The organism is Acinetobacter sp. MB5 (assembly GCF_003261585.1).
Taxonomy (GTDB): Bacteria; Pseudomonadota; Gammaproteobacteria; order Pseudomonadales; family Moraxellaceae; genus Acinetobacter.
Genome location: NZ_POVU01000010.1, coordinates 69,941 through 95,365 on the forward strand (window position 1 = coordinate 69,941; position 25,425 = coordinate 95,365).

The following is a 25,425-nucleotide window of genomic DNA, read 5'->3' on the forward strand; positions in this document are numbered from 1 at the left end:
AAATTAAAAAACCGCCATGTATTGAACATGGCGGTTTTTTAATTATGTTGTTTTTTCTATGGATTCAAGATTTCGCTCTTTACGGATCACAAGAAGTAAACCAATGATAGAAAGTGTCATTCCTGTAAGCATTGCCATTGAAATTGCTTCATCAAATAGAGCCCATGCTTCTATAGCTGTCAACACTGGAACTAAGTAGAAGTATGTTGCTACTTTAGTTGCTTCACCATTTTGAATCATGTAGATCAATAGCAGAACAGCCGTTACAGATACACCCAAAACTAACCATGTTAAGCCGAGTACAAAAGATAAGTTCCAGTGAACTGGAGAGCTTTCAAAAAAGAAACTTAGAATCCCCATCACTACGGTCAATGTAACGTATTGGAAGAATGTTGCACCAATGATATGTCCATCACCACTCGCATTCTTTTGATAGAGGGAACCAATAGTAACACCTGCTAAACCTACAAATGCCGCGAATAGTCCAGTCAAATTCATATCAAAACTTTTTCCACCAGGCGATAACACAAAGAAAACACCCAAAAAGCCAATGAATATGCCTAGCCATTTTGTACGGCTAAGATGTGTGTGTTGAAAGGTTGAAACAATAATTGCTGTTACAACGGGTTGTAGTCCCGTGATTAATGCAACAACACCTGAAGGAATCCCTTTTTTCATAGCGAAGAAGCATCCGCCCAAAAAGAAAGTATGCAAGAACAATCCAACGATTAACTGTTTGACTATTCCATGTCCCGAAGGAAACTTTACTTTCAAAAACATGGCTAATATGAAAAAAGCAACACAAGAGAAAGCCCCTCTTAAAAATAGGAGATGGAAAGGTTCGCTATATTGAACGGTAAACTTAGCACCCACAAATCCTGTACTCCATAGGAATACAAAGATCCATGGTGCTAGAATAAAGAATATTTTTTTTTGGGTAGTTTGGCTCATAATTTCATATATTCCAATTCAGACAATTTGGAGAAATCCAAATGTTTTTTCTGTTATGGGTATTAGATATGAAATTGATTATTCAGAAAATATGGTAGTTTATCCTATGACTAGAAGTCATAGTTTGGAAGGATTAAGAATGGATCAGAATCAAGATGTTAAAAATTTCTTGTTAAAGCATAGAGCAAAGATTAATCCAGAAGAATATGGTTTTAACACATTACACCGAAGAGTAAAAGGTTTAAGACGAGAAGAAGTCGCTCAGTTGGCGGCAATCAGTGTAAGTTGGTATACGTGGCTTGAGCAAGGTCGTGACATCAGCATATCAAATGAGGCAATCAAACGTATTGGTCAGGTTTTAAAGTTGACGGCCGATGAACAAGAATACTTTGAGGCCATTTTATTCAAAACTCAACGAGTTCAAGTGCCAAGTAAAGATTTAAGTCATGATCTTGTTGCGATGGTAGATGCGTTAAATCCTCACCCCGCATTCATTCGACGAGAAAATATGGATATAGTCTACTGGAACAAATCTACGGTAAATAAAATTTTTGATTGGTCTAAAATTCCAGAAAATGATAGAAACTCTCTGAAGCTTATGTTTATTAATGAGGAATATAAAAGTCGTATACCTGATTGGCAAGAGGCTGCACGTAATACGATTGCTTCATTTCGATCTTATTATGCTTTAAGCAAGGAAAAAGAAAAATTTGAGAATGTAATAACTGATTTAAAAAGTCGTAGCGTAGAATTTTCGAATATGTGGGAAGAACATGAAGTTAGAAAAACAAGACAAGGAAAAAAAGCAATTATGAATTTCAAAGGGGAACTAAAAAGATATGCTTATAGCACTTTAAAGCCAGAAGGAACTAATGATGTTTTTTTAATCTTTTATAATGAATATTAATGGAATCTCCCGTAAATTTAAGTTGTACTAGAGCCTGTAAATAATTTTGTGTGTACTAGCTCAAACCCGATCTGACAGTTCCCCATTTTTTAGTGTGCCTGTCAGGTTAAATTTGAGCTAAATTCTTCTCAGCCCAAATTCGCTTCCCATCAAGTAGGGTTTCTAGTGGTGTGCGACCACAGCACATTTTTCCCTGATGAGTTCGTTCAGTATTATAGAATTTCAGCCAAACGTCTAGATCAGCTTGTAATTCCTCTAATGTGCTATACAGCTTCTTCCTAAAGGTTATTTGATAAAATTCCTGCAAGATCGTCTTATGGAAACGCTCACAGATCCCATTCGTTTGCGGGGATGCTGCTTTAGTTTTCGTGTGATCAATATCATTAATGGCTAAATACAGCTCATAATCATGTTGTTCAACCTTACCGCAATATTCAGTGCCTCTGTCTGTCAGAATACGCAGCATTGGTAGATCCTGCGACTGATAAAATGACAGTACGCGATCATTTAATAGATCTGCTGCTGTAATCGGTGTCTTTGTAGTGTAAAGCTTACAATGCACGACTTTGCTGTAGGTATCGATGAACGTTTGCTGATAGATTCGACCAACACCTTTGAGATTGCCAACGTAAAATGTATCTTGTGCTCCAAGATATCCTGGATGGTGTGTTTCTATTTCGCCACAAGCAATATCATCTTCATGTTTGCGCTCAAGCGCAGCAATTTGATGATCATTTAACTCAATTCCATCTTTAGCCACCTTGGCTTCTAAGGCTTTCAGTCGCTTTTTAAAGTTCTCTAAATCGTGGCGAAGCCAAATAGATCGAACCCCACTACCTGAAATAAATACACCATTTTTACGTAATTCATTACTGGTACGGTGTTGACCATAAGCTGGGAATTGGATTGCGAAATCAATCACAGCTTGTTCTGTAGCATCATCCACGCGATTTTTTAGATTCGGTACCCGTCGGGATTTATTGATGAGTGAATCTACATCACCTGATTCGACGAGTTCCTGATAACGGTAAAAGGTATCTCTAGAGACTCCCATGACTTTACAAGCTCTAGATACATTCTGAAGTTCTTCAGCTAAGTTGAGTAAGCCTACTTTGTGTTTGATGATTTGATTGTTAGTATGCAACATAAGAAAGTTACCTTTGTTTGATTAAGATTCGACACCTTTATCAAAATGGGTAACTTTCTCTTTTTCAAGATCAATGTCTGATCAGATCTGAACTAATACAAATGAGGACACGCCCTAAGAACTATTACTTTTCTTTTTCTCATAGTGTTTAGTCAACTATTCATTTTCAACTATCTATCTTATTGGTTCTACGGACTTATTTTGATAACACCATAGACTGTGAATGCTTTAACTTTTCTAGGCACCAATTCCACATTATATCTACAGACTCTTTTGGTGATAAAGAACGCTTACGTACAAGATAATAACTCGACTCTAAAAAGACCGTCTCTGTCATGATTTGAACTAATCGACCATTATTAAGGTCATCTTCAACAAAAGCTTTGCATACTAAAGCAACACCCTGTCCTGCAAGCGCGGCATCTAGTGCCAGCGTGGTTTGATTAAAAACAGGTCCAAAGAGCTGACTATTAGAGTTTAAGAACTTTGGCCAGTTGTTATGGGCATCCTGTAAGAGTGGCAATGACAATAATTGTTGAGTAGTTAAAGGAAGATGGAAGTCCTTTACAAGATGAGGGTGTGCTACAACAATCAGTTCTTGATGAAATAATAATTGTGCTTCTAAAGCCTTTGGAAAGGATGTATTAGTGAGTCTTACAGCAATATCTACTGCATCCCGATTAAGGTCTGACAGTGCTTCAGTTGCTAAAGTATTCAATTTAATATCAGGAAACATTGCATGTAACTCACCTAAACGTGGAATCAGCAGTTTGGATGCAACAGTAGGTGTAACACTAATAGTTACGATATTCGGCTGAACTAAAAGCGATTCCGTTGCTTCTGTAAGAAGGTCAAATGCACGAGTTACATTGATAAGATAAGCCATCCCTGAGGGGGTTAGCGCCAACCCACGTGCAAGACGTTGGAATAATGGAATACCCAATTGTTCTTCAAGAGCACGCACTTGTTGAGCAATGGCACCTTGAGTGACACCTAATTCATCAGCAGCAGCACGAAAGCTTAACCTCCGACCTGCGGTTTCAAATGCACGTAAAGAATTTAATGATGGAAGTTTTCGACGTGAGATCATAGTGCCACAAATAAAGCAGTAGTTTTTCTACACTCTAGTGTGTTTATTAATCATGTGCAAGGTATTCAATTAATTGTCATACTTTCGACCAGTGAATGTAGTTTTTATGCATTTTTAAAAAATGCGTTATTAACTCAAAACATTTGACTAACCTTAGGTATTTACCATGCTAAAGGATCTTAACGAGATCGACACTCAGGCAATTTAAAGAATAGTCAATGTAATTTTTCCCGATCTAATGTATAGGATATAAATAATATGCTCCGTGCTTACGCTGCACTTATTCTGCTGGGTGCAATTTGGGGAACGAACTTTATCTATATGAAATGGGCAACAGCTCTTATTTCTCCATCACAAACGGTCTTCTTACGTATTTTATTTGGCTTTCTACCATTGCTTCTAATAGCTTGTTATACAAAGGTTATTAGCCTTCGACAATTACGTTATCTCCCTCATTTTGCAGTTATGTCTGTATTAGCCACAACACTCTATTATTATGGTTTTGTTGCTGGGACAGCTTTGCTCCCTACAAGTATTGCAGGGCTACTAAGTGGTTCTATTCCAATTTTTACTTTCCTGACTTCTCTAATATTTCTTCGTAATGAGCGCCCATCAAAACGTATGACATTTGGTATTATTCTTGGGTTTCTTGGTATAGTTTTAAGTGCTCGTCCATGGGAAAGTTCACAAGAAGTTCCATTACTGGGAGTGTTCTGGATGATTGTTGGAACATTCAGTCTTGGATGTTCTTTTGTCTATGCACGATACTATCTTTCACCATTAAATTTGCCCCCATTAGCATTAGCAACATGGCAATCAGGGATAGCGACTCTCTCCTTATTGATATTCACTGATTTTCATAACATTACAGCTATTACATCGAATACATATACTTTATGGGGGGTAATCATTGGCCTAGGGATGTTGGGAACAGGTGGTGCATTTTTTATTTATTACTATATTATTCAAAAACTTGGTCCTGTAAAATCAGCTGGGGCAACTTATATTGCACCGATTATAGCTGTCACTATTGGAGCAATAGTTGGAGAAAGCATAGGTATAATTGAATTACTGGCATTAGCTCTAATTTTAGTTGGTGTAATTTTGATTCAGTTACCCAAAAATCTTAGCTTGGATTCAATGAAGATTTCTAATAGCAAGAGCGAATCAGGAAGTAAGCTTGATAAGCCATTCACTTAGCCTGCTTAAAGTAGAAGGATGGGCACTGTTGCAAATAGAGATCTGAGCTGATGATTTTCCCTTTACAAAGGTACTTAGAGACCGAAAACCCTATTCACTAGATACACTTCACCCTGAGGTTGACCATAATAAAATGATGAAGCCTGTTCTTTACGGAGTGCACGCATCACTTCAATACCTTTGATTATGGCATAAGCCGTCTTCATCGATTTGAAGCCTAGCGTGGCCTTGATGATTCGCTTTAACTTGCCATGATCACATTCGATCACGTTATTTTTGTATTTAATCTGCTTGTGCTCAAGATCAGGTGGACATTTTCCTTCCCGTTTTGGACTGCCACCACTCTCCTAGACAAATATCGTCTATTCTTTTTGCATAGGAGAGAACATTATGAGTGGACAACGTTATACCCCAGAATTTAAAGATGAAGCTGTTAAATTGATTACTGAACGTGGATATTCTGTCACTGATGTGGCAGAACGTTTAGGTGTATCACAGCACAGCATTTATAAATGGCTAAAGGCCGTACAGCCTTTACGCAACAACCCTGATGAACATGAACTGCTCGAGGCGAAGAAAGAGATCCTTCGTCTTAAAAGTCAGCTTAAGCAAACTGAAGAAGAGCGGGATATCTTAAAAAAGGCCGCAAGGTACTTTGCAAGCCTGCCCGAGTAAAGTATCAATTCATCCTTGAATACAGCCATCAATTTAAGATTAAAACGATGTGTCGGGTTCTTAAGATTGCTCGTGCTGGCTATTATGCCTGGCTACATGAACCCGAATCAGGCAGAACAATTGAAGACAAACGGTTATTACAACTGATCCGCTCTTCTTATGATGCCAGTTATGGCATCTACGGTTATCGTCGCATCACGCTGGATCTTAAAGAGCTGGGTGAAAGCTGTGGCCCCAATCGTGTGCTGAAGATCATGAAGAACAATGGCATTGCTGCTGTTCGAGGGTATAAGAAGCATAAAAGCTATGGGCACGGTTGTCATCAGATTGTGCCACCTAACCATTTAAATCGAGAATTTGTTGTAAACACACCTGATACGTTCCGAAACGATGTTTCTCAGGTGACTGATATTACCTACATCCGCACTTGGCAAGGCTGGTTATATCTGGCTGTGGTTCTCGATTTATATTCAAGAAAAGTCATCGGTTGGTCAATGAAACCTACGCTTGCTAAGGATATCGTTTTGGATGCACTTCTTATGGCAGTATGGCGACGCAGACCCAATGAGCCCGTGATCATACATTCAGACCAAGGCTCACAATACAGCAGCGGAGACTGGCATAAATTCTGTCAGAAGCATAACTTGATTCCCAGTATGAGTCGTCGCGGTCTTGCGTAGCTTTAATCGCTACTCATGGGACAATGCTGTTGCAGAATCCTTTTTTAGCAGCTTAAAGAAGGAAAGAATTAAAAAGAGAATCTATAAAACTCGAGAAATGGCCCGTGCAGATGTGTTTGATTATATCGAGATGTTTTACAATCGAATCAGGCGTCATTCGCATCTCGATGGGATGAGTCCAGAAGCCTTTGAGGCAGCTTCAAAATGAGACATGTCTCATGTCTAGGATACTGGGAGCAGTCCACTTAGCCTCATCTTCGTATGGGGCTTTTTTCTGCTTGAATGGATTTATGATCAAATACAGTTCGTCAAGTTAGGCAAATATCTCGACATTTCAGGTGACAGTGATGAAAAAAGTTTTAAGTCTTGCTTGAACTCAAAAATAAAAAATTATGATTTTGATCAATTTTATATAACTTAAGTTAGATGAGGCTCTAAGCTGGTTTTTTTAAAGTTAGAACATCTTAGATATTTTGACTTTATTAAGGAGAAGTTCATGGAACTCATTCGTTTACCTAATACGGCAACAAGTGAAGAAGTTGCAAAAGCTCTAAAAGAACATGGTCACTGTATTGTTGAAAACCTAGTCGCTGCAGAAGTCATGGACCGTATTGCAGAAGAGATGTCTGAATTTATTACGACAAGTCCTTATGGCGAAGACAAATTTTTAGGCAATTTAACACAACGTACAGGTGCATTGGTTGCACGCTCTGAAACAGCTCGTGAGTTAATTCGACATCCACTGGTATTAGATTCAGCAAAAAAACATCTTTCTAAATCATCAACCATGCAGTTGCAATTAACCCAAATTATTACTGTAAACCCTGGTGCACCATCACAAATTCTACATCAAGATCAGTTGGCTTGGGATTTCTTTGACTTTCCAGATGATTTTGAAACTCAATGCAATACCTTGTGGGCAATGACTGAATATACAGAAGAAAATGGCGCTACTCGCGTTGTTCCAAACAGCATGTATGCAGGCGCTCGTCAAAAATTTACAGAAGAGCAAACACTTGTTGCTGAAATGCCTAAAGGTTCTGTGATGATCTATACAGGCAAGATTTATCATGGGGCAGGTACAAACACCACAGATAAAATCCGTCAAGCAATTAATATTAACTACTGTGCGGGCTGGTTAAGACAAGAAGAAAATCAGTATTTGGCGACACCTCCAGAGATCGCACAGACGTTGGATGATGAGATGTTGAAATTGATGGGCTATCAATGTGCATGTTTTGCCATGGGTTATGTTCGTGATTTTGAAGATCCTTTAGATGTATTCCGTGGGAAGAAAGAACGTCGTTCAGCAGGATTTAATGTTGTCACTGATAATGGCAATGATGTGACGAAGAACTATGCAGAAGAGTTAGGGGGATAAAAATGAAATGTTTTACCCCTCAAATAGACTATTTTGAGCAAGATGTCTTTGACTCACTATCATTTAGTCAGATTGCTGAAGTTGGTAACACGGTTTATTTCTCTGGAATTGCTCCGTTAAAAGGTAGTTTAGAAAATACCTTGGTTATGGGGCAGAGCATTGAAGAACAACTGGAATTTATTCTGATGACTGCTCAAAAGTGTCTGGAATCGGTTGGGTTGGCGTTTTCCAATATTGCAACCTGGACGATTTACACGACGGATATTGATACTTTTGCCAATCAGTCAGGAGATATTCTAAAAAAATATCTGGGACAACATAAGCCAGTATGCACTTTAGTTCAGATTAGTAAGTTAATTCATCCCGAACAGATGATTGAAATAACGATTACGGCTGTAAAAGAGTAATACATTTAAATTATGGTTATCTGATAGGACCCATTCAGGTAACCACCTTTTAGGGAAGTATTATGTTTAAGAAAAATCAAATCTTAAAAATCGTTGTAGTGTCTGGTGGCTTAGGAGCAATGTCTAAAACTGAAAAGCTAGTCACTACGATTGCAGAAGAAATTTCAAAGCATGTCGCTGTCGACTTACAGATTGTTAAATTCAGCGAAATAGGTCGTTTTGTAGGGCAAGCCATGTATAGAAATGAATTGCCTGAGCAAGTAGAAGCTAGTTTACAGGCGATTGAAAATGCCGATGCATTGATCATCGGGACGCCAGTCTACAGAGCATCATTTTCGGGATTATTTAAACATTTCTTCGATTTTGTTGAACAATATTCTCTGGTTAATGTACCTGTTTTTTTAGCTGCGACTGGTGGAAGTGAAAAACATGCATTAGTGATTGAACATCAACTCAGACCGCTATTTAGTTTTTTTCAGACATACACCTTACCGCTAGGCATTTATGCAACGGATAAAGATTTTAACAGTGATTATGAAATCAACAGTATGGAACTGTTGAATCGAATTTCATTAGCTGTATCCCGTGCACTTCCAATTTTACAAAATCTATCGCAACCCCTAGCAGAAATAAGCACAAATAATATTCAGAGAACAGTAGTTCCATCGAGTTGTGCTTCTATCCTTTAATCATCAGAAATAAAAAGGTTCTAAGTGAAATTATTTTTAGATTGTGAGTTTAATGGATTTGGTGGACCATTAATCTCCTTGGCTCTTGTTGATGAAGTGGGAAAAGCTTTTTACGAAGTACTGCATTGTAGAAGCCCTGTCTTATGGGTAAAACAGTATGTGATGCCACGATTAAATAAAGAGCCAATCACCTTAGATGAATTTCAAAAGAGACTGGCAATATTTCTTAAAAATTATGATGAAATCCATATTATCGCGGATTGGCCAGAAGACATTTCATTGCTACTTAATATGCTCATTGTTAAGCCTGGTTATCATATGCCTGTCCCACCGCTAACAATCGAGTTGTGGAAGCTTCCTGCAATTGGGGGCTTTATAGAGTCAGAATTGCCCCACAATGCACTACATGATGCAATTTCTTTATCAATCAATTACCACGAATGGCAATGTGGGGTTCAAGCAGCGGTTTAAAATTTATTTAAATTATAATTAGTTTGAAATATGCCTAACAACAACTATAAATTGGCATGAATCTTGTATCTAATGCATTATGTATCTGCATGGATATAGTTGAAATGGCTAGTAATCAAAACCTAATTATTGAGAACTCATTAATTCTTGCCAAAAATTATTTGGATGCTCAAGGAGCAATGTTTTATTGGATTAATGAGGATAAAAGTGATGCATTTATTGATTCGAATATAAATGTTTCTAAAGAATTTATTCATAAATATCATAACTTACTACAAGATTACGATCCGCTAAATGTGGCATATTTTCTTAAATCTCATGAAAATATAAATTTATTGAATACCTGTAACAGAGATAATCAGAAAGTTAGTGTGTATAAGCGTTTTGCAAATGAGTGTGGGATTGATGAAATCTTAGAGATTGTTTTTTGGAGAAATAATCATGCTTATGCGGGTATTGCAGTAACGAATCCTAATGATGATAAAAAAAGAGATGTAAATTCAATTCAGGCACTTCATCAAATACTCGGTAATAGCATTTTTGATCTTGGTGATATTAAAGATAATATTGTAAAAGATTATCTTAGAGATCTTAAGCTTACGAATCGTGAAGTGGAAGTTTGTGAATTAATCGCCAAGGGATATGCGAACCAAGATATTGCTGAAGCCATGGAAATATCTTTAGGCACTGTAAAGATTAATGCCAATCGCATATTCGATAAGTTAGAAGTAGAAGGGCGATTACAGTTAAGTATATTGTTGAACAATATAACGAAATAATCTTAAGGTTGCTGGCTTATCCAGTGTTTAGGTGACATGCCATACCATCTTTGAAAGGCCTTGGAAAAACTACTGATATCTGAGTAACCTAGTTTGTATGCTACTTCCGAAATAGATGAGTCAGGTTCAAGTAAATATTGTGGGGAAAGTTCTTTTTGCGTATTTTCTAAAAGCACGCTAAAGGACGTGTTGTAAGAGGAAAGCCGTCTTTTCAAAGTCCACGTTGGGATGCCTGTTAATTTAGCGATGTCTTCAATATGAGGAAATTTAGTTTCCATACACAATTTGATATGCATCACAATAAAATCGATGAACTTCTCATTTTGGTTATTTTTGTAGCCAATATTCTCTAAGGTATAGGTCAATATTTCAAATAAGTGTGGGTCTGCACCAAGAATTTTCGCTTCAACATCCTTTTTAGGAATATATATGCTGTTTTTTCGGGCATTAAAATTAAGTGTGCACTTAAAAAATGCCAAATGATCACCTATAAAAGCTGGTTCAGAGTTTTCAAATTCAATTAATGCGGGTTGCCAGTCACTATTCGTTGCTTTCCGAATCAAATTGCAGATAATTGCTAGTGTAATTTCTGCATCATAGCGCTGATTTTCTAGATAAGAATCATCAACTTTATAAGTGACAACATAATACTCGCCATGCTTTTCAACTTTTAGGGTTGTATATTCTTGAAAAAACAAAAAATACTTACAGGTTGATTCCAGTGCATGTTTTAAGTTTTTAGAATTAATGAAGATATAACCCAATAATCCTAGAGACTCGATATCACATTTAGAGCCATACATAATTGGAAAGTTATCATAGCCTGTAATTTCAACAGTTTTTTCGACAGCACGAATGAATTCATTTAGAGATATTTTTGCGTAGGGTTTAGATAAATTTTCCTTATCTTGAAAGCACGTTTCCAAGAGTTTCGGGTCTATTCCTAAAGACTCAACAATTCTGAATAAGCTAAGTGTGACAGAGGAGTAAACACCAATTTGAGGGTTGGTGCCAATAGTTGCTAGTGATCTAACCATAACCATATCCACCATAATTGCCTTTAATTATTTATAAGCAATTTTTATGCCATTTGTCCCAATAACACAAAAATGAGTGCTGAATTCTCAAGAACTCTATGCCATAAAAACAAATAATAAAATTGCATAAGGTAGATGATCTTGAAAATCGCCTACCTAAAACAGGATTTTTTAATATTTATGCTTAAGTGATCATAAGCATTCCTAGATTGGAGTATACTGTTATGGATAATCTGAATAAGCAAGAGTCCCTTTCTGGCTCACTTGGTATCCTCTCAATTGTTTTTATGGTAATTGCAACAGCTGCACCATTAACAGTAATGGTTGCTGTCACACCGCTCATTATTACTCTAGGTAATGGAGGAGGGGTAGTCTTTGATATTATGGTTGCAACAATAATTATGCTGTTGTTTTCAGTAGGTTTTGTTGCAATGTCAAAATATATTGATAATGCAGGGGCATTTTATGCATTTATTCAAAAAGGGCTAGGGCGATCATTGGGCTTGGGATCTGCCAGCTTAGCATGGGTTTCTTATCTTTTTATCCTGATTGCTTTAGAAGCATACATTGGCGTGGCTTTTAGCGATTTATTAAAGAACTTTTTGGGAATTGAAATACCTTGGTGGATATTGTCATTACTTGTCATCAGTATTGTAGGATATTTGGGATATCGCCATATTGAATTAAGTTCAAAATTTCTTGGAGTCGCTCTTGTTGCTGAGATTGCAGTTGTTCTCATTGTCGATTTGTTATTTTTCCAAAAAAATGGCGTAACAGGATTAGCATCTTCAGCTTTTTCTATGAATGTGGTTTCAAGCGGTTCAATTGGACTTGGAATTATGTTTGCTATTTTTGGATTTATTGGATTTGAGTCAACCGTAATCTTTAGAGAAGAAGCTAAAGATCCTCAAAAAACGATTCCACGTGCTACATATTTAGCTGTAATTTTAGTCGGCTTATTTTATTGCCTTTCAACTTGGTGTCTCGTCTCCATTGTTGGGCCTGACAAAATCATGGCTTTTACAACACAGCATGGAGAAAATACATATCTATTGGTTGCTGAACAATATTTGGGTAAGTTCTTCTCTGATATTATTTTAGTGTTATTAGTCACAAGTTTATTTGCCTGTATCCTTTCCCTTCATAACGTTGTTGTGCGATACCAATATGTATTGGGTAAATTTGGTGTTCTTCCTTCTGGATTATCAAAAGTTCATGTAAAACATAATTCACCTTATATGTCGTCAGCAACTCAATCGGTCAGTTCGTTTGTTATTCTTGGAACTCTCATCTTTTTCCAATGGGATCCAGTAGCAAATATTTATACTTGGGGTGCTATGGCAGGAACGTTAGGTTATATGTTTATTTTGTCCTTAACTTGCATATCAGTTGTTGTCTTCTTCTTAAAAAATAAAGAAGGCAGTTTATGGAAAACTTTTATTGCACCAATGTTAGGGCTTTTGGGACTATTGTTCTGTCTAGGAATGGCAATTATTAACTTACCAGCTTTAGTCGGCGATTCAACAATTGTTGCGAAGGTTGTAGGTCTTGTCCTTGTATGTACTTTCTGTCTAGGGGTGCTAATTGCAAATATCATGAAGATTAAATCACCACAGAAATTTGATCGTCTGAAAGAATTAGCTTAAACCAAGTAAATAAATAGGAGATAGCAATCAGCTATCTCCTATTTTTATGTCAGCATGCTTAAAATTAATACGATCTACTTGAGTGAACTGAAAGTGAGATTTTAAATTGATTTCACACAAAATGAGTTTATCTAACAGCTAAACTATCAATATGGTTTAGTGTTGAATTATTATGTATTTGATATTGAAGAGAATGACCATTTTCTGCTTTCAAAAATCTGCAAAACGAAGGTTCTTTATCTTCAACTCATTCTGTGTTTTTCTATAAGATCAGTCCCGTATACAAATTACGGGAGACATTTCAAGATTCTAGCTCTGAATATAATCTGTGATTGACACAATTTTCGCATAAGCAAAAGCTAGAGCAGCCATTAATGCTGCATGTACTTGAGCTGCTTCAACGACTTGACCATTAAATTCGAGGTTCATAGTGGCACATGCATCTTCAACAACAGTACATGTATAACCAAGATCTGATGCAGCGCGTGTAGTCGCATCAATACACATATGGCTCATAGCACCAATAATGGTCAATTGCTCAACACCTTGTTCTTTTAAATGCGAATCTAGATCAGTTTTTAAAAAAGAATTTGGATAGTTTTTAGTGATTATATATTCATTATTGGCTGGGGTAACAGTCTGAATAATTTCTACACCATCTGTATTTTTCACAAAAAAAGGAATTTCTGGATCAAGAAATTCATGGCGGATATGGATAACAGGGATCGCATGCTGACGCGCATATTCGATGACTTTTGTTGCATTATCTACAGCGGCTTCAATATTAACTAATGGAAGTTTGCCTGTTGCTAGATATTCATTTTGTAAGTCTACAACGACCACAGCTTGTTTGCTCATAATTTAGAACTCAGTTTAAGTATATTTCGAGTTTATCTTGACAAAGTAACAACTAAACATGAATAGTCGTAAATGACAAAATTATGGTGAATAACGACACATGGTACAACTTGTTGAAGTTGGTATTGTTTTGTACACGGATGCCCATCTAGCATCCGTATGGGGGTTAACAGACTTACTGAAATATGCAAGTAAATACTCGGAAAATAAACAAATAGATTCGATAAGAGTTTCACATTGGCAGTACAGGAATGGTGAAATTGTAAAAATATGGGATACACATAACACTCAAAGTAACAATATAAATTTTATTGTTATTCCTCCTAGTTTTGCTTCTCCAATTTCTCAACAGGATGCAAAATTATATACGTCATGGCTTAAATGTTTGCATCAAAATGGGGCGATTTTGTGTTCAATATGTTCAGGCATTTTTACGCTTTTAGAAACTGGCATACTTGATGGTCGGACAGTAACGACTCATTGGTTAAATAACACGATGGTGAGAGATCGATGCCCATCTATTATATTAGACAGTAATAAAATTATAGTGGAAGAAACAGATCTCATTACTACCGCTGGAATCATGTCTTGGATGGACTTAGGTTTAAAATTAGTTGAGAAAATCTATAGCGCACCATTTATGATTGATTTTTGCAAATTATTATTAGTCGATCCGCCAGCACGCGAACAGTCTTTTTATAAAATTTTTTCACCTAACTTTGACCATGGGGATATTTCTATCATAAAAATTCAACATTGGTTACAAATAAACTATGAACAAAAGATCACTTTAGACTGCTTGGCAGAATATGTAAATTTGGAGAAACGGACTCTTTTAAGACGTTTTAAAAAAGCGACTAATTTAACTATTATTGAATATTGTCAAAATTTGAGAATTCAAAAAGCACAAGATCTTCTAATAACGACAGCTTTAAGCTTTGATGCGATATCTTGGCAGGTTGGATATAAAGACAGTTCATCATTTAGAAAAATATTTATTAAAAATATTGGGTTATCTCCTAGTGAATACCGAAAACGTTTTTAGATAGTCCATTGGCGAAATTCTATTTTCAATATATCTCTTGACTTTGCCATCGTGGGAAGCTCTATCCTGATTCAGCATTTATGAGAGAAGGATGACTTTCTGATTAACCATGAAGAAAGCCTCTATCTTTGCAAAAAGAGAATTCAATATCTTGAATTTAATAAAACTAAACATGTAAGCATTTGAAATTAGATATTTCTATATACATAGGAGATTCATCAGTGGAGTTTTTGCATTCTGTAAAGAATCTAAGTATTACAACCCAAATTAAAGTTGAAGATTTACCCCATTTAGCAGCTTTAGGCTTTAAAGGAATTATTAATACTCGATTTGATCATGAAGATTCCCAACAACCTTTATCAAAAAATCTTGAAGATGAAGCCAAACGACTCGGTATAGGATATTGGCATCTTCCAATTCCACAAGATTCTAAGGATATAACGGAGAATCAGGTTAGTGCTTTCAAAGCAGCATTGCAGACTATTCAGGGAACAGCGATTGTCTTTTGCAAAACAGGTCATCGTTCTTTAGAACTGGCTAATCGAGCTCAAAAAACTGAAACACAACAGATGCCATCCGAATTAGATGTAATTGATGAACGCATTCTAAAAGCAATGCAGAATGTGATCAAATTTAGTGAGATGAAACCAAACTGGAAGCCTGCTCTGGATGGTAATCCTGCTTGGCAGATCGCAGCTTACAAATATACTGACGGATTAAACCCAAACCTGTGTGCTTCAATTCCACCTGTGGCTTTGAGTGAAGAGTTTCGCTTAACAACAGGTGTTGTTGAACCTGGGCGTGGTGGTCCTTTCCATGATCATAGTGGAGAAGAACTTATGTTCGCGGCAAGGGGATCATTTGTCGTCTTTTTTGATGAGGAAGAAAAACATAAAATCTATCTTGAACCTTGGGATGCTATCTTGATTCCTCCCAATACTCCTAGAGGCTGGAGAAATGTGGGTAAAGAACTTGGATGTCTTTTAAATATTAGTGGAATTAATGATGTAATGACCACACTTTAAATCAATTTTCCATTTATATTCATGAATAATTCAGTTGGCATCGACTTGTGATCATGATGCCAACTTTAGAGCCTGTAAATAAGTTTTTACTACTTACGACCTCTTCAATCTTACAGCTACATCGTGTAGACGTTATTCTGAATAACACAGCCAAAGTCAAAAATAAACAGTAACGAAACCATTTAGGGCTTTTCGTTGAGACGCACCAAAATAGTTGTTATTTGCTTTCTAAAAAATGCAACAATGCATTAGGAAATGAATAATTGTGCAAAACCTAAGAGCTCCCTAATATCAAATTAGGTCTTGATTTGATCAATTTATATTTTGGAGCTCATGAATGTCAGATACTTTTATAAATTCAGGCAATACGTCGATTTCAGTAGAGAAAAAGCTTTCAGATAAAAAACTTTTTAAGCTAGTTGTGGCATCGTCGATTGGTAATGCTTTGGAATGGTTTGATTTGATTGCTTATGCATTCTTTGCAGGAACAATTTCTAAACTATTCTTTCCATCAGATAACCCAACATTGTCATTGATGATGGCGTTATTTACATTTGCCATGTCATATCTGATTAGACCACTAGGTGCTATTGTACTTGGGGGGTATGCCGATAAAGTCGGGCGTAAAGCTGCGATGCTACTGACTATTTGGTTGATGATGCTAGGTACTTTACTGATTGCTGCCATGCCTACCTATGCCACTATCGGAATATTAGCCCCGATCGGTATTTTAATTGCTCGTTTATTACAGGGGTTTTCAGCTGCAGGTGAGTTTGGCAGTGCAACGTCTATGCTGGTGGAACATTATCCTGAACGTAAGGGCTTCATTTCTAGTTTTATGTTTGCAAGTCAAGGTATTAGTGGTTTGCTTGGAGCAGGGTTTGGTCTATTACTAACCACTACACTGACGACAGCTCAGCTAGAAGATTGGGGATGGCGGTTGCCATTTATCTTTGGTCTATTAATTGCGCCAGTTGGATTGTATATTCGCCGAGAAATTGAAGAAGCTGAAGTATTTGAAGAAAAGAAAGAGGTAAAGACACCACTGATTGATCTGTTGAAATTTCATAAACGAGGTCTTTTGTATAACATCGGTGCCATGGTTCTTTCTACATCTGTGACTTATTCAATTATTTTCATGCCAACCTATGCAACGAAGTACTTAGGATTGAGTGGTTCTATTGGTTATGGTGGTACTTTAATCAGTTATATCGTTCTAACAGTATTGACACCATTTATTGGAATTTTATCTGATCGAATTGGCCGTACACGTGTGATGATTTTTGCCAGTGTATTATTTTTGCTCACCGTTTACCCATCCTTTATGATGCTTTCAGGTAAGGCGACGCTTGTGATGCTGGCAAGTGTATTGTTCTGGCTTAGTATTTTAAAGTCGATGTATTTTGGCGGGTTACCTGCATTAATGTCCGAACTTTTCCCAACACATGTTCGAGCTACAGGTATGGCACTCAGTTATAATATCGCTACTACCGTATTTGGTAGCTTCACACCATTCTTGTTAGTTTGGTCAATTAGTGCGACTGGTGACTTATTGGCACCTAGCTACTATTTGCTTGCCACCTGTTGTATTAGTCTGATTACGATGATCTCCATTCGGAAACATTTTAAAATTGGTTAACATATGTTTAGTACGCTAAGAATGCCATGATAAATATTTATTCTGGCATTTTTAGCGTACTGTGAGGTTTTAGATAACAAGAAATCTGAATATTTTATGGTGTAAAAAAGCATTATAAATAAAATTTTAGATATTAAAAAAAATATTGCCTTAGCTTCTGAAATTTGCATTTACTCATACATAATACAGTGCTTGAATGACGGCATCTTATAGCTAATTTTAGCTTGTCAAAGTGACTTATCATATCTATTCAATATTTGAAAAACTTAGTTAGATTGATTTTATTTGAATCAGAAATACTATTTTTAGTGACTATTTATATTATAGCGAATCAAAAAAAAGAGCATTTGAATGCTCCTTTTTGCATCGAATGTTGTTTACTACTGTGGCCAATGCTCTCCAAGATCCCAAAATAATCCAGCCATTGCAGCTAATCCTTGATTCGCAACATCAACCAGTAGATGCTCATCTGGGGCATGTTGTTTGCATGATGGGTATGAATGTGGCATCCAAACAGTAGGTAAGGACAATACATCAGCAAAGCAATGGTTAGGAATGGTTCCACCCAAATTAGGCAATACCGTAATCTCCTGTTCTAATGATTTCTTCATTGAGTTTTGAACAAATCCAACCCAAGGATGTGCTGGATCCAAGCGTGTTGCATTATATCCGCCTTCAAAATGTACTTGGATATCATCAAAACCTTGTTCTGAAAAGTGTATTTCAAGATTGTGTACTAAATTTTTCCAATCAGTACCTGGAACAATTCGTAGATGACAAACTGCTTCAGCATGATTTGGGATTGCACCAACAGGTTGAGCGATATTTCCAGCCCCAAGAGCAATGATTTCTAATGTGTTTGAGCCAAACAAACGTTCACCATTACTCAGATGTGCTTCCCCCCAATTTGAGTTCAAGCTAGGATCGCCTTGCATGCTGCCAACAGGTAGCCTTTGCATCATTTTTGCTGTGATTCCCTCTGGAGCGGGCGCTCTTAATGATGCTGGCAATACTTGTCCAGTTGCAGAAACTAAGGTTGATAGGGCATGTTGTAAGCGAATGGCTGGATTGGTAATAACCCCCCCCCAGTTACCAGAATGACGCATTCCGTTCCCAGTTTCGCAGCGTAATCGAAATTGACATACACCACGTGAACCAAGAAAGATTGTTGGTGATTGAGCATTTAAACGAGGACCATCTGAAGCTAGAAACAAATCTGCTTTGAGTTCTTTTTGATATTGCTTACAGAATTGTTCTAACCCTTTGGAGCCAATTTCTTCACTCATTTCAAATAGTATTTTGATGTTGTAGCCAAGCTGACCTTTACGTGCATCTAAAACAGCTTCTAGTGCGAGTAAATTAATTGTATGTTGGCCTTTATTATCGGCTGTGCCACGACCAAAAATTTGATTACCAATTTGTTTGAGTTGCCAAGGATGTGTTTCTGTTTGCCAAAGTTCTGCTTCACCATTTGTTACATCACCATGACCATAAGTGAGTAGGGTTGGTAAATTTTCTGACTCTATTCGTTCTCCAATTAATAATGGAGGCATACTCGTTTGTGGGTTGTCATAAATATGATAAACAAACCCAAGCTTTTCTAATAACGGTGCAATTTCGTCAGCAAGATAAGCTCGTAAAATCGCTTCAGCTGATGGATTCTGGCTTTCAGTTTGCATTGCAACACGCCGAGAAAGTGTATTTATAAAGTGATCATTCTTAAGGGTTTGGCAAGCTAGGTTAATAGCTTGCTCACGGCCAGATGTCATGTTTTTAGTCATATTTTCTACCAGAATTCAAACGAAATGCTCGATTTGTGCATATGGTTTAGCTTAAGATGAGAGAAGGATTGCAACAATTATCAATTATGCAAGTAATCTTTAACTAAAATAGAAAGCTAGACTATGTATGACATTTCACTGAAATATTTTCATGCTGTGGCTAAAACTGGATCTCTGTCAGCAGCATCTGAGGAGCTGCATGTTGCAGTATCAGCAATTAGTCGACAGATTAGCCAGCTGGAAGATCAGCTTCAGCTCACCTTGTTTGAACGTAAGCCCAGAGGAATGTCATTAACGGATCAGGGTGAGGTTCTATATACATATTCATTACGAAATGCAGTTGAGTTCAGCCATGTAATCGCAGAAATGCGAGGATTAAATAGCCTGAAGCAGCAGACAATTGCAATGGCTTGTCCTGATGGAATGGCATGGGATTTTTTACCTAATATTATTGCCCAGTTTCGTAAACAGTATCCAAGTGCTATTTTTTCGCTCCAAGTCGTTGATTCAGCTAAAGCTACACAGCTAGTAAAAGAAGGGATTGTTGATGCTGCGTTAACATTTAGCTTACAGCCAGAGCAAGGAGTAGAAGTCAGTTTGCAAGTACCATCTCCAATTTGTGCATTGATGTCTGCAAGTCACCCTTTAGCACAGATAGACTCAATTAGTATGCAAGATTTAAATGAATTTCCAATCGCTTTGTCCGAGTCTGGAACGACTTTAAGTTACTTGTTTGATATTGCCTGTCATCTCGAAGGTATCCAGATCGCACCTGCTTTTACAAGTAATACTATCGGAGCCATTTATACCTATGCAAAAGAAAGTGATTCAGTCATTGCTTTATGTAGCGCACTGTCAGTAGAGCGTAGAGCAATCACAGATGGGTTGATATTACGGCCAATGCAACATTCTTCATTTCTGCAAAGAAGCTTACAGTTGCAAGTAATGTCACGCCGAAAACAACTCACAATTGTGCGTTATTTTTTAGATTTTTTAACCGAAAAATTAGCTGAGCAATTTATTTAATGATTTAAATTCTGGGGCACTATACACATCAATGGTTGAGTTGTTTTAAATACGTTGAAAATACTTTTATTTGACAAGTCCTAGTCGATTAATTTGGCTAGTATTGTGATGATTTTATAGTCTAACTCTTACTCTAAGCTTGAACTATGTAAAAAATAATAAGGCTTAAACATAGTACTGAAATTCATATTTTAGAGTAAGCATCCGGTAAAGCACCGTAAGCATCCGGTAAAGCACCTCCTTACCAATCTATCTAATTAGCCTTATGTTAGTCCCCACTTATTTTTAAGTGGGGACTTAATTCATGACCACAATTACCCATGCATCAACAATATCTGCATCTGCTCCTAGAAAGCGAAGAACGTACAGTACTGAATTTAAAAATAGTATTGTTCAAGCCTGTAAAGCACCCAACACATCCATCGCCTCAGTCGCCTTGCAGCATGGACTGAATGCAAATCTCGTATGTAAATGGATTCGCCTTCTGGATGGCGAACAAGCTCTGGACAACTCGGCACTACCCAAGCCCACATTTATTGCATTGCCTTACCCTGCAGCGTTCAATCCATCCACTACAGCAATGCTACCCGTTCACATTACTTTGCCTGATTCGAACATAGAGATCGGGTTGAAATGGCAGGTATCAGAAATGTCCGCTTTGGCAGAATTACTCAAGGCACTGGCGACATGATCCGCATTGATGAAATCTGGCTCGCTACCCAACCCATGGATATGCGTGCGGGTATAGATACTGCCATGGCCCAGATCATGAAAACCTTTAACTCGATCAAACCGCATTGTGCCTACCTGTTCTGTAATAAACGTGGCCATCGTATGAAAGTGTTGGTGCATGATGGGCTGGGGATTTGGCTGTGTGCCCGGAGGTTGGAACAAGGGAAGTTCCATTGGGCACAGATTCATCAGGGTGAAACGATGAGCATCAGTGCAGAACAGTTACAGGCATTGATTCAGGGCTTGCCTTGGCAGCGCATTGGACAACAACAGGTGGTCACTCTGCTCTAAACCAGACGTGTGCATTCTGCTATTCTCCGAATGTTCTATTTCATTCTTGTCATGACCTCAAGCATACCGCGGTCATGAATACACTGCCCGATTTAAGCCAACTGAGCCATGAACAATTGCTGGAATTTACCAAACAGTTGGCGATGCAGCATCAGCAACTTGTAGAAGATAAACAACAACTCGAACAATCCAATCAACACCTAGATGCCAAAGTTCAACATCTTTCTATTCTTACGCAAAAATACGAACATGAACTTGCCTTGTTTAAACGGCACAAATTCGCGCAGAAGAATGAACACCTCACTGCCAAACAAATCAACCTGTTAGATGAAGCCATCGAAGAAGATATCGCAGCCGTTGATCTGGAATTGGAACGGCTAAATGCGGATAAAACTGATGCAGCTGCACAAAAAGCCCCAGTCAACAAACCTAAACGTCGACCGCTACCGGATCACCTGCTAACCCTCCGTATTGAGCATGAACCCGCATCGACAAAATGTGCCTGTGGCTGCCAATTACGTCGTATTGGTGAAGATATCAGCGAGAAATTGAATTTCAGACCGGCACAGTTCTATAAGGAACAGCATATCCGTGGCAAATGGGTCTGTGATCAGTGTGATACCTTGACGCAGCAAGCGATGCCTGCCTATGTGATTGATAAAGGCATTGCCAGTCCTGAACTGCTCAGCCATGTGCTGGTGTCCAAATATGCCGATCATTTACCTCTGTATCGCCAACGCCAGATCTTTCTGCGCGCAGGTGTTGATCTGTCTAGATCCACATTATCTGACTGGATAGGTCGCTGCGGGGTTGAGCTAGAGCCATTGGCAGAAGCCTTAAAACAGATCATATTGCAGCAACAGGTGATTCATGCAGATGAAACACCAGTGACTGTGATGCAGATTGCCGAGAAGAAACCCAAGAAAGGTTATGTCTGGGCCTATGCCACCACACAATACAATCCCATTCAGGCAGTCATTTATGACTTTCAACTGAGTCGATCAGGTCAGCATGCTGAAGATTTCCTGAAAGGCTGGCAGGGTCATTTGGTCTGTGATGATTACAGTGGTTATAAGGCAAGCTTTAAATCAGGTCAGGTCATCGAAGTGGGTTGCATGGCGCATGCGCGTCGTAAATTTCACGAACTGCATGTGACGAAGAAAAGTTTCATTGCTGAACAAGCCCTGCAATTGATTCAACAGCTTTACCAAATTGAAGCGGAATTAAGAGAGCTACCAAACTGTAGTGCCGAACAACGCCACCAGCGAAGGCAACAGGACAGTCAACCGATCATGCGACAACTGTATGACTGGCTGGAAGAATATCAGGATAAAGTACCCAAGAGTTCGCCTGCAGCGAAAGCCATCAATTACAGTCTAAAACGCTGGCAAGCCTTAAGCCGCTATTTGGATGATGGGAATTTGCCTATTTGTAATAATTGGGTGGAAAATCAAATGCGCCCATGGGCTTTAGGCAGAAAGAATTGGTTGTTTGCAGGATCACTGCGTAGTGGCCAACGTGCTGCCAATATCATGACTTTAATCCAGTCAGCCAAGCTGAATGGCTTAGATCCGTATGCTTATTTAAGTGATGTGCTGAAAAGGCTGCCGACACATAAAATGACCCAGATAGAAGAACTACTTCCACACCGCTGGAAACCTGAGCCGAATTAAAAAAAACCTATGGGGTTCAGCGGACGCTTACATTTTAGAATCAAAAAAAAAGAGATCATGATAATCAGCTATCAAAATCTCGACAGGGTTAGGATTAAAAACATGAAATAATAATTCACTATTAATATTACGGATAAATCAGCTTATGTTCATAAGATAAAAAGCTATTCCTGAATATATGGAAAGAATGACATTACTCTAATAAAGCAGCAATGATCACAGGTAGACTTATAAATTTCTATAATATTAAAATTTATAAGTATATGTTGTTATGAAACGAAATTCGTTATATCCATCAGCAAATGATTTATTTACATGAATATTGCGAAGATCAAACTTCAACCCAGCAAACTTACCTTTCTGAATAGTATAGTTGAATGAAATATTTCTTTCAGATTCAGTCGCATTTTTATCTGAACCATAGTTAATGTCATTTCCGTAGATATAGCGAGTGGAAAAATTTAGCCCAGGCAGTCCAAAGTCTTTAAAATTATAGCTATATTTTATGCCATAAGATTTTTCATCAGGCCGCACAAAACCTAGAGCTGACCAATGAACTAAGTAGGGTTGGGGAATAGAACCATTCATGGTTGGGAAGTTTTGGCTACTGTGCATGTTTTGGTAGCTCAAGCTTAGCGTATGGGCATTCTTATGTAATGTAACCATTGAACCAAAAGATTGACCATGTACTTTGCCATAAAGATTTTGTCCATTTTGTCCATTGTCAAAATATCTGATATCTGAAGTGAGTTTTAATCCATCTGGTAATTCAGCTTTATGTTTCAAGCCAAGGTATTGTTGGGTATAAATATCTTTTAATTCAGCATAAAAATAAGTCGCAGATAATGCATGCGATAGATCGTATGTACCTCCTACAAAGGTTAATCCGCTGCTGCGTTTCACACCATTACCACCATATAAATACAAGTCCTCTTTTCCAGAAGACTGCCGTGTAACAGCTTTCCAGAATGTCCCTGCAGTCAAATTTAGCCCTTTAATTTCATTCGATTGTAAAACGGCACCTTCAAATATCGTATCTAACTGACGGCTTGGATCTTCTGAAGCTATAGGTAGATTTGGACGATGGTCTCCGATAGTCAATTTTGTTTTTGAATATTTTAATTTGAGTGTTGCCCCAAACCGACCATAATCATCTTTTGCTTTTCCTGTACTTGGATCATAAGGAAGAGAACCATCATTGCCTTGCGAATGCAGTGTTATTGCACCTTGAGCTGAAGCATCTAGACCAACTTGAATCATAGTGTCTGTATAGCCAGAAGAATATTGTAAATCTAGACCTTGGGACCAACTTCCTACATCGTGTGTTGTTCCTGAATAGTTACGATCTAAATAAAAATTTTTTAAATCTAGTTTTACATTACTGTCTTCGACAAAGTCAGCATGGGTTAATATTGGTAATGATGATGTGGCAGAAAACCAAAGTACGCGTAAAAGAGTTGATGATCTTATTTCCATCTGTAGTTCCTAATTGGGTGTTAGCGACTTGTTGAGCCGTTTTCTACGGAAGCTTGGTGGAAATTTTTATTACGTGAATATTATCTTTCCTGACTATTTCCCTTATTCTTCCAGCTAAAACGTAATACTCGATTTGATGCATCTGTTTTAGATTAAGGGGAGTCAAGGGTTACAACAATTATTAATTAAGTAATGAATCTTTGATTAAAATAGAAAGTAAAATACCTTTGTTAAATAGGTAAATCATATTTAACTAAAATAGAAAGCTAGTTTTTTAGGCACTGTTGCAAATAGAGATATGAGCTGATGATTTTCCCTTTAAAAATTACTTAAAGACCGAAAACTCTATTCACCAGATAGACTTCACCCTGAGGTTGACCATACTAAAATGATGAAGCTTGTCCTTTATGGAGTGCTCACATCACTTCAATAATACCTTTGATTATGGCATAAGCTGTCTTCATCGATTTGAAGCCTAACGTCGCTCGGATGATCCGCTTTAACTTGCCATGATCACATTCGATTACATTGTTTTTGTATTTAATCTGCCTGTGTTCAAGATCCGGTGGACATTTTCCTTCCTGTTTTAACCGTGATAAAGCACTTCCATATGTAGGTGCTTTATCTGTATTGATCGCTTTGGGAGTCTGCCACTTCTTTACATTCTTTAAGATTTTCCCAAGAAAACAATAGGCTGATTTGGTATTGCGTCTAGAAGAAAGATAAAAATCAATGGTATAGCCACGTTGGTCAACTGCACGATACAGATAAGACCACCGTCCATTTACTTTCACATAAGTTTCATCAATATGCCATGAG

The 25,425-nt window shown here is 37.6% G+C and carries 22 protein-coding genes and 3 pseudogenes; 16 read left to right on the forward strand and 9 right to left on the reverse strand.

Translation table 11 applies throughout. The features are described 5' to 3' along the window. Positions 1 to 42 precede the first annotated feature (42 nt). Positions 43 to 951, reverse strand: a complete 909-nt coding sequence (locus C1A47_RS12495) for a DMT family transporter (RefSeq protein WP_111895357.1) — start codon at positions 949 to 951, stop codon at positions 43 to 45. 139 nt (positions 952 to 1,090) lie between these two features. Between C1A47_RS12495 and C1A47_RS12500 the strand changes: the two genes are divergently transcribed. Further along, the gene (locus C1A47_RS12500) at positions 1,091 to 1,858 is read left to right on the forward strand and encodes a helix-turn-helix transcriptional regulator (protein WP_111895380.1); all 768 of its coding nucleotides are present in this window, start codon (positions 1,091 to 1,093) and stop codon (positions 1,856 to 1,858) included. Between the two features lie 106 nt (positions 1,859 to 1,964). On the opposite strand, the gene C1A47_RS12505 is transcribed toward C1A47_RS12500, so the two are convergent. Both C1A47_RS12505 and C1A47_RS12510 read right to left on the reverse strand, forming a co-directional pair. After that, the gene (locus tag C1A47_RS12505) at positions 1,965 to 3,005 is read right to left on the reverse strand and encodes an IS481 family transposase (RefSeq protein WP_111895358.1); all 1,041 of its coding nucleotides are present in this window, start codon (positions 3,003 to 3,005) and stop codon (positions 1,965 to 1,967) included. A gap of 196 nt (positions 3,006 to 3,201) precedes the next feature. Further along, the gene (locus tag C1A47_RS12510; protein WP_111895359.1) at positions 3,202 to 4,095 is read right to left on the reverse strand and encodes a LysR substrate-binding domain-containing protein; all 894 of its coding nucleotides are present in this window, start codon (positions 4,093 to 4,095) and stop codon (positions 3,202 to 3,204) included. A 258-nt stretch (positions 4,096 to 4,353) separates the two neighbouring features. Between C1A47_RS12510 and C1A47_RS12515 the strand changes: the two genes are divergently transcribed. Continuing rightward, entirely contained in the window at positions 4,354 to 5,295 is a 942-nt protein-coding gene (locus C1A47_RS12515; RefSeq protein WP_111895360.1) for a DMT family transporter, read from the forward strand. Positions 5,296 to 5,369: 74 nt separating this feature from the next. Here C1A47_RS12515 and C1A47_RS12520 read toward each other — a convergent pair. After that, positions 5,370 to 5,624 (reverse strand): annotated as a pseudogene (locus tag C1A47_RS12520) (DDE-type integrase/transposase/recombinase); the annotation flags it as partial. A 61-nt stretch (positions 5,625 to 5,685) separates the two neighbouring features. Between C1A47_RS12520 and C1A47_RS12530 the strand changes: the two are divergent. The 6 genes and pseudogenes from C1A47_RS12530 (at position 5,686) to C1A47_RS12555 (ending at position 10,377) form a co-directional block, all read left to right on the forward strand. After that, positions 5,686 to 6,858: pseudogene (locus C1A47_RS12530) on the forward strand (IS3 family transposase). Positions 6,859 to 7,146: 288 nt separating this feature from the next. Next, positions 7,147 to 8,031, forward strand: a complete 885-nt coding sequence (locus tag C1A47_RS12535; RefSeq protein WP_111895361.1) for a phytanoyl-CoA dioxygenase family protein — start codon at positions 7,147 to 7,149, stop codon at positions 8,029 to 8,031. A gap of 2 nt (positions 8,032 to 8,033) precedes the next feature. Then, a complete protein-coding gene (locus C1A47_RS12540) occupies positions 8,034 to 8,438 on the forward strand; it encodes a RidA family protein (protein ID WP_111895362.1) in 405 nt (134 codons plus the stop codon). Between the two features lie 62 nt (positions 8,439 to 8,500). Next, complete coding sequence (gene msuE / locus C1A47_RS12545; RefSeq protein ID WP_111895363.1) at positions 8,501 to 9,127, forward strand: FMN reductase; 627 nt, start codon at positions 8,501 to 8,503, stop codon at positions 9,125 to 9,127. A gap of 24 nt (positions 9,128 to 9,151) precedes the next feature. After that, positions 9,152 to 9,598 (forward strand): hypothetical protein, encoded by a 447-nt coding sequence (locus C1A47_RS12550; protein ID WP_111895364.1) that lies wholly within the window; start codon positions 9,152 to 9,154, stop codon positions 9,596 to 9,598. 104 nt (positions 9,599 to 9,702) lie between these two features. Continuing rightward, positions 9,703 to 10,377 carry a helix-turn-helix transcriptional regulator gene (locus C1A47_RS12555; protein ID WP_162625944.1) on the forward strand — a complete coding sequence of 225 codons (675 nt, stop codon included), beginning with the start codon at positions 9,703 to 9,705 and terminating at the stop codon, positions 10,375 to 10,377. Positions 10,378 to 10,379: 2 nt separating this feature from the next. Here the strand turns inward: C1A47_RS12555 and C1A47_RS12560 are convergent, their stop codons facing one another. After that, complete coding sequence (locus C1A47_RS12560) at positions 10,380 to 11,414, reverse strand: AraC family transcriptional regulator (RefSeq protein ID WP_162625945.1); 1,035 nt, start codon at positions 11,412 to 11,414, stop codon at positions 10,380 to 10,382. Positions 11,415 to 11,638: 224 nt separating this feature from the next. Here C1A47_RS12560 and C1A47_RS12565 point away from each other — a divergent pair, with 224 nt between their 5' ends. Beyond that, on the forward strand, positions 11,639 to 13,060 hold the full coding sequence (locus tag C1A47_RS12565) for an APC family permease (RefSeq protein WP_111895367.1): 1,422 nt from the start codon (positions 11,639 to 11,641) through the stop codon (positions 13,058 to 13,060). 309 nt (positions 13,061 to 13,369) lie between these two features. Here C1A47_RS12565 and C1A47_RS12570 read toward each other — a convergent pair whose 3' ends face one another. Beyond that, on the reverse strand, positions 13,370 to 13,918 hold the full coding sequence (locus C1A47_RS12570) for a cysteine hydrolase family protein (protein ID WP_111895368.1): 549 nt from the start codon (positions 13,916 to 13,918) through the stop codon (positions 13,370 to 13,372). 100 nt (positions 13,919 to 14,018) lie between these two features. Here C1A47_RS12570 and C1A47_RS12575 point away from each other — a divergent pair, with 100 nt between their 5' ends. The 3 genes from C1A47_RS12575 (at position 14,019) to C1A47_RS12585 (ending at position 17,627) form a co-directional block, all read left to right on the forward strand. Continuing rightward, positions 14,019 to 14,963: a GlxA family transcriptional regulator gene (locus C1A47_RS12575; RefSeq protein ID WP_111895369.1), complete on the forward strand. Its 945-nt coding sequence runs from the start codon at positions 14,019 to 14,021 to the stop codon at positions 14,961 to 14,963. A 182-nt stretch (positions 14,964 to 15,145) separates the two neighbouring features. Further along, positions 15,146 to 15,988 carry a beta-lactamase hydrolase domain-containing protein gene (locus C1A47_RS12580; RefSeq protein WP_111895370.1) on the forward strand — a complete coding sequence of 281 codons (843 nt, stop codon included), beginning with the start codon at positions 15,146 to 15,148 and terminating at the stop codon, positions 15,986 to 15,988. A gap of 337 nt (positions 15,989 to 16,325) precedes the next feature. Then, the gene (locus C1A47_RS12585; protein WP_111895371.1) at positions 16,326 to 17,627 is read left to right on the forward strand and encodes an MFS transporter; all 1,302 of its coding nucleotides are present in this window, start codon (positions 16,326 to 16,328) and stop codon (positions 17,625 to 17,627) included. A gap of 380 nt (positions 17,628 to 18,007) precedes the next feature. Here C1A47_RS12585 and C1A47_RS12590 read toward each other — a convergent pair whose 3' ends face one another. Then, entirely contained in the window at positions 18,008 to 19,408 is a 1,401-nt protein-coding gene (locus C1A47_RS12590) for a M20 family metallopeptidase (protein ID WP_111895372.1), read from the reverse strand. 123 nt (positions 19,409 to 19,531) lie between these two features. Here C1A47_RS12590 and C1A47_RS12595 point away from each other — a divergent pair, with 123 nt between their 5' ends. The 4 genes from C1A47_RS12595 to tnpC all read left to right on the forward strand — a co-directional run bounded on the left by C1A47_RS12595 (position 19,532) and on the right by tnpC (position 23,130). Further along, positions 19,532 to 20,434: a LysR family transcriptional regulator gene (locus C1A47_RS12595; protein ID WP_111895373.1), complete on the forward strand. Its 903-nt coding sequence runs from the start codon at positions 19,532 to 19,534 to the stop codon at positions 20,432 to 20,434. 304 nt (positions 20,435 to 20,738) lie between these two features. Next, positions 20,739 to 21,125, forward strand: coding sequence for a transposase (locus C1A47_RS12600; protein WP_111895374.1), 387 nt, complete (start codon positions 20,739 to 20,741; stop codon positions 21,123 to 21,125). Then, positions 21,068 to 21,457, forward strand: coding sequence for an IS66 family insertion sequence element accessory protein TnpB (gene tnpB, locus C1A47_RS12605; RefSeq protein ID WP_111895375.1), 390 nt, complete (start codon positions 21,068 to 21,070; stop codon positions 21,455 to 21,457). Before C1A47_RS12600 ends, tnpB begins: the two co-directional genes overlap by 58 nt. A 74-nt stretch (positions 21,458 to 21,531) precedes the next feature. Beyond that, positions 21,532 to 23,130 carry an IS66 family transposase gene (tnpC, locus tag C1A47_RS12610; protein ID WP_111895376.1) on the forward strand — a complete coding sequence of 533 codons (1,599 nt, stop codon included), beginning with the start codon at positions 21,532 to 21,534 and terminating at the stop codon, positions 23,128 to 23,130. Between the two features lie 246 nt (positions 23,131 to 23,376). On the opposite strand, the gene C1A47_RS12615 is transcribed toward tnpC, so the two are convergent. Both C1A47_RS12615 and C1A47_RS12620 read right to left on the reverse strand, forming a co-directional pair. Continuing rightward, positions 23,377 to 24,606, reverse strand: coding sequence for an OprD family outer membrane porin (locus C1A47_RS12615; protein ID WP_111895377.1), 1,230 nt, complete (start codon positions 24,604 to 24,606; stop codon positions 23,377 to 23,379). A 383-nt stretch (positions 24,607 to 24,989) separates the two neighbouring features. Then, a pseudogene (locus C1A47_RS12620) lies at positions 24,990 to 25,425 on the reverse strand (IS6 family transposase); the annotation flags it as partial.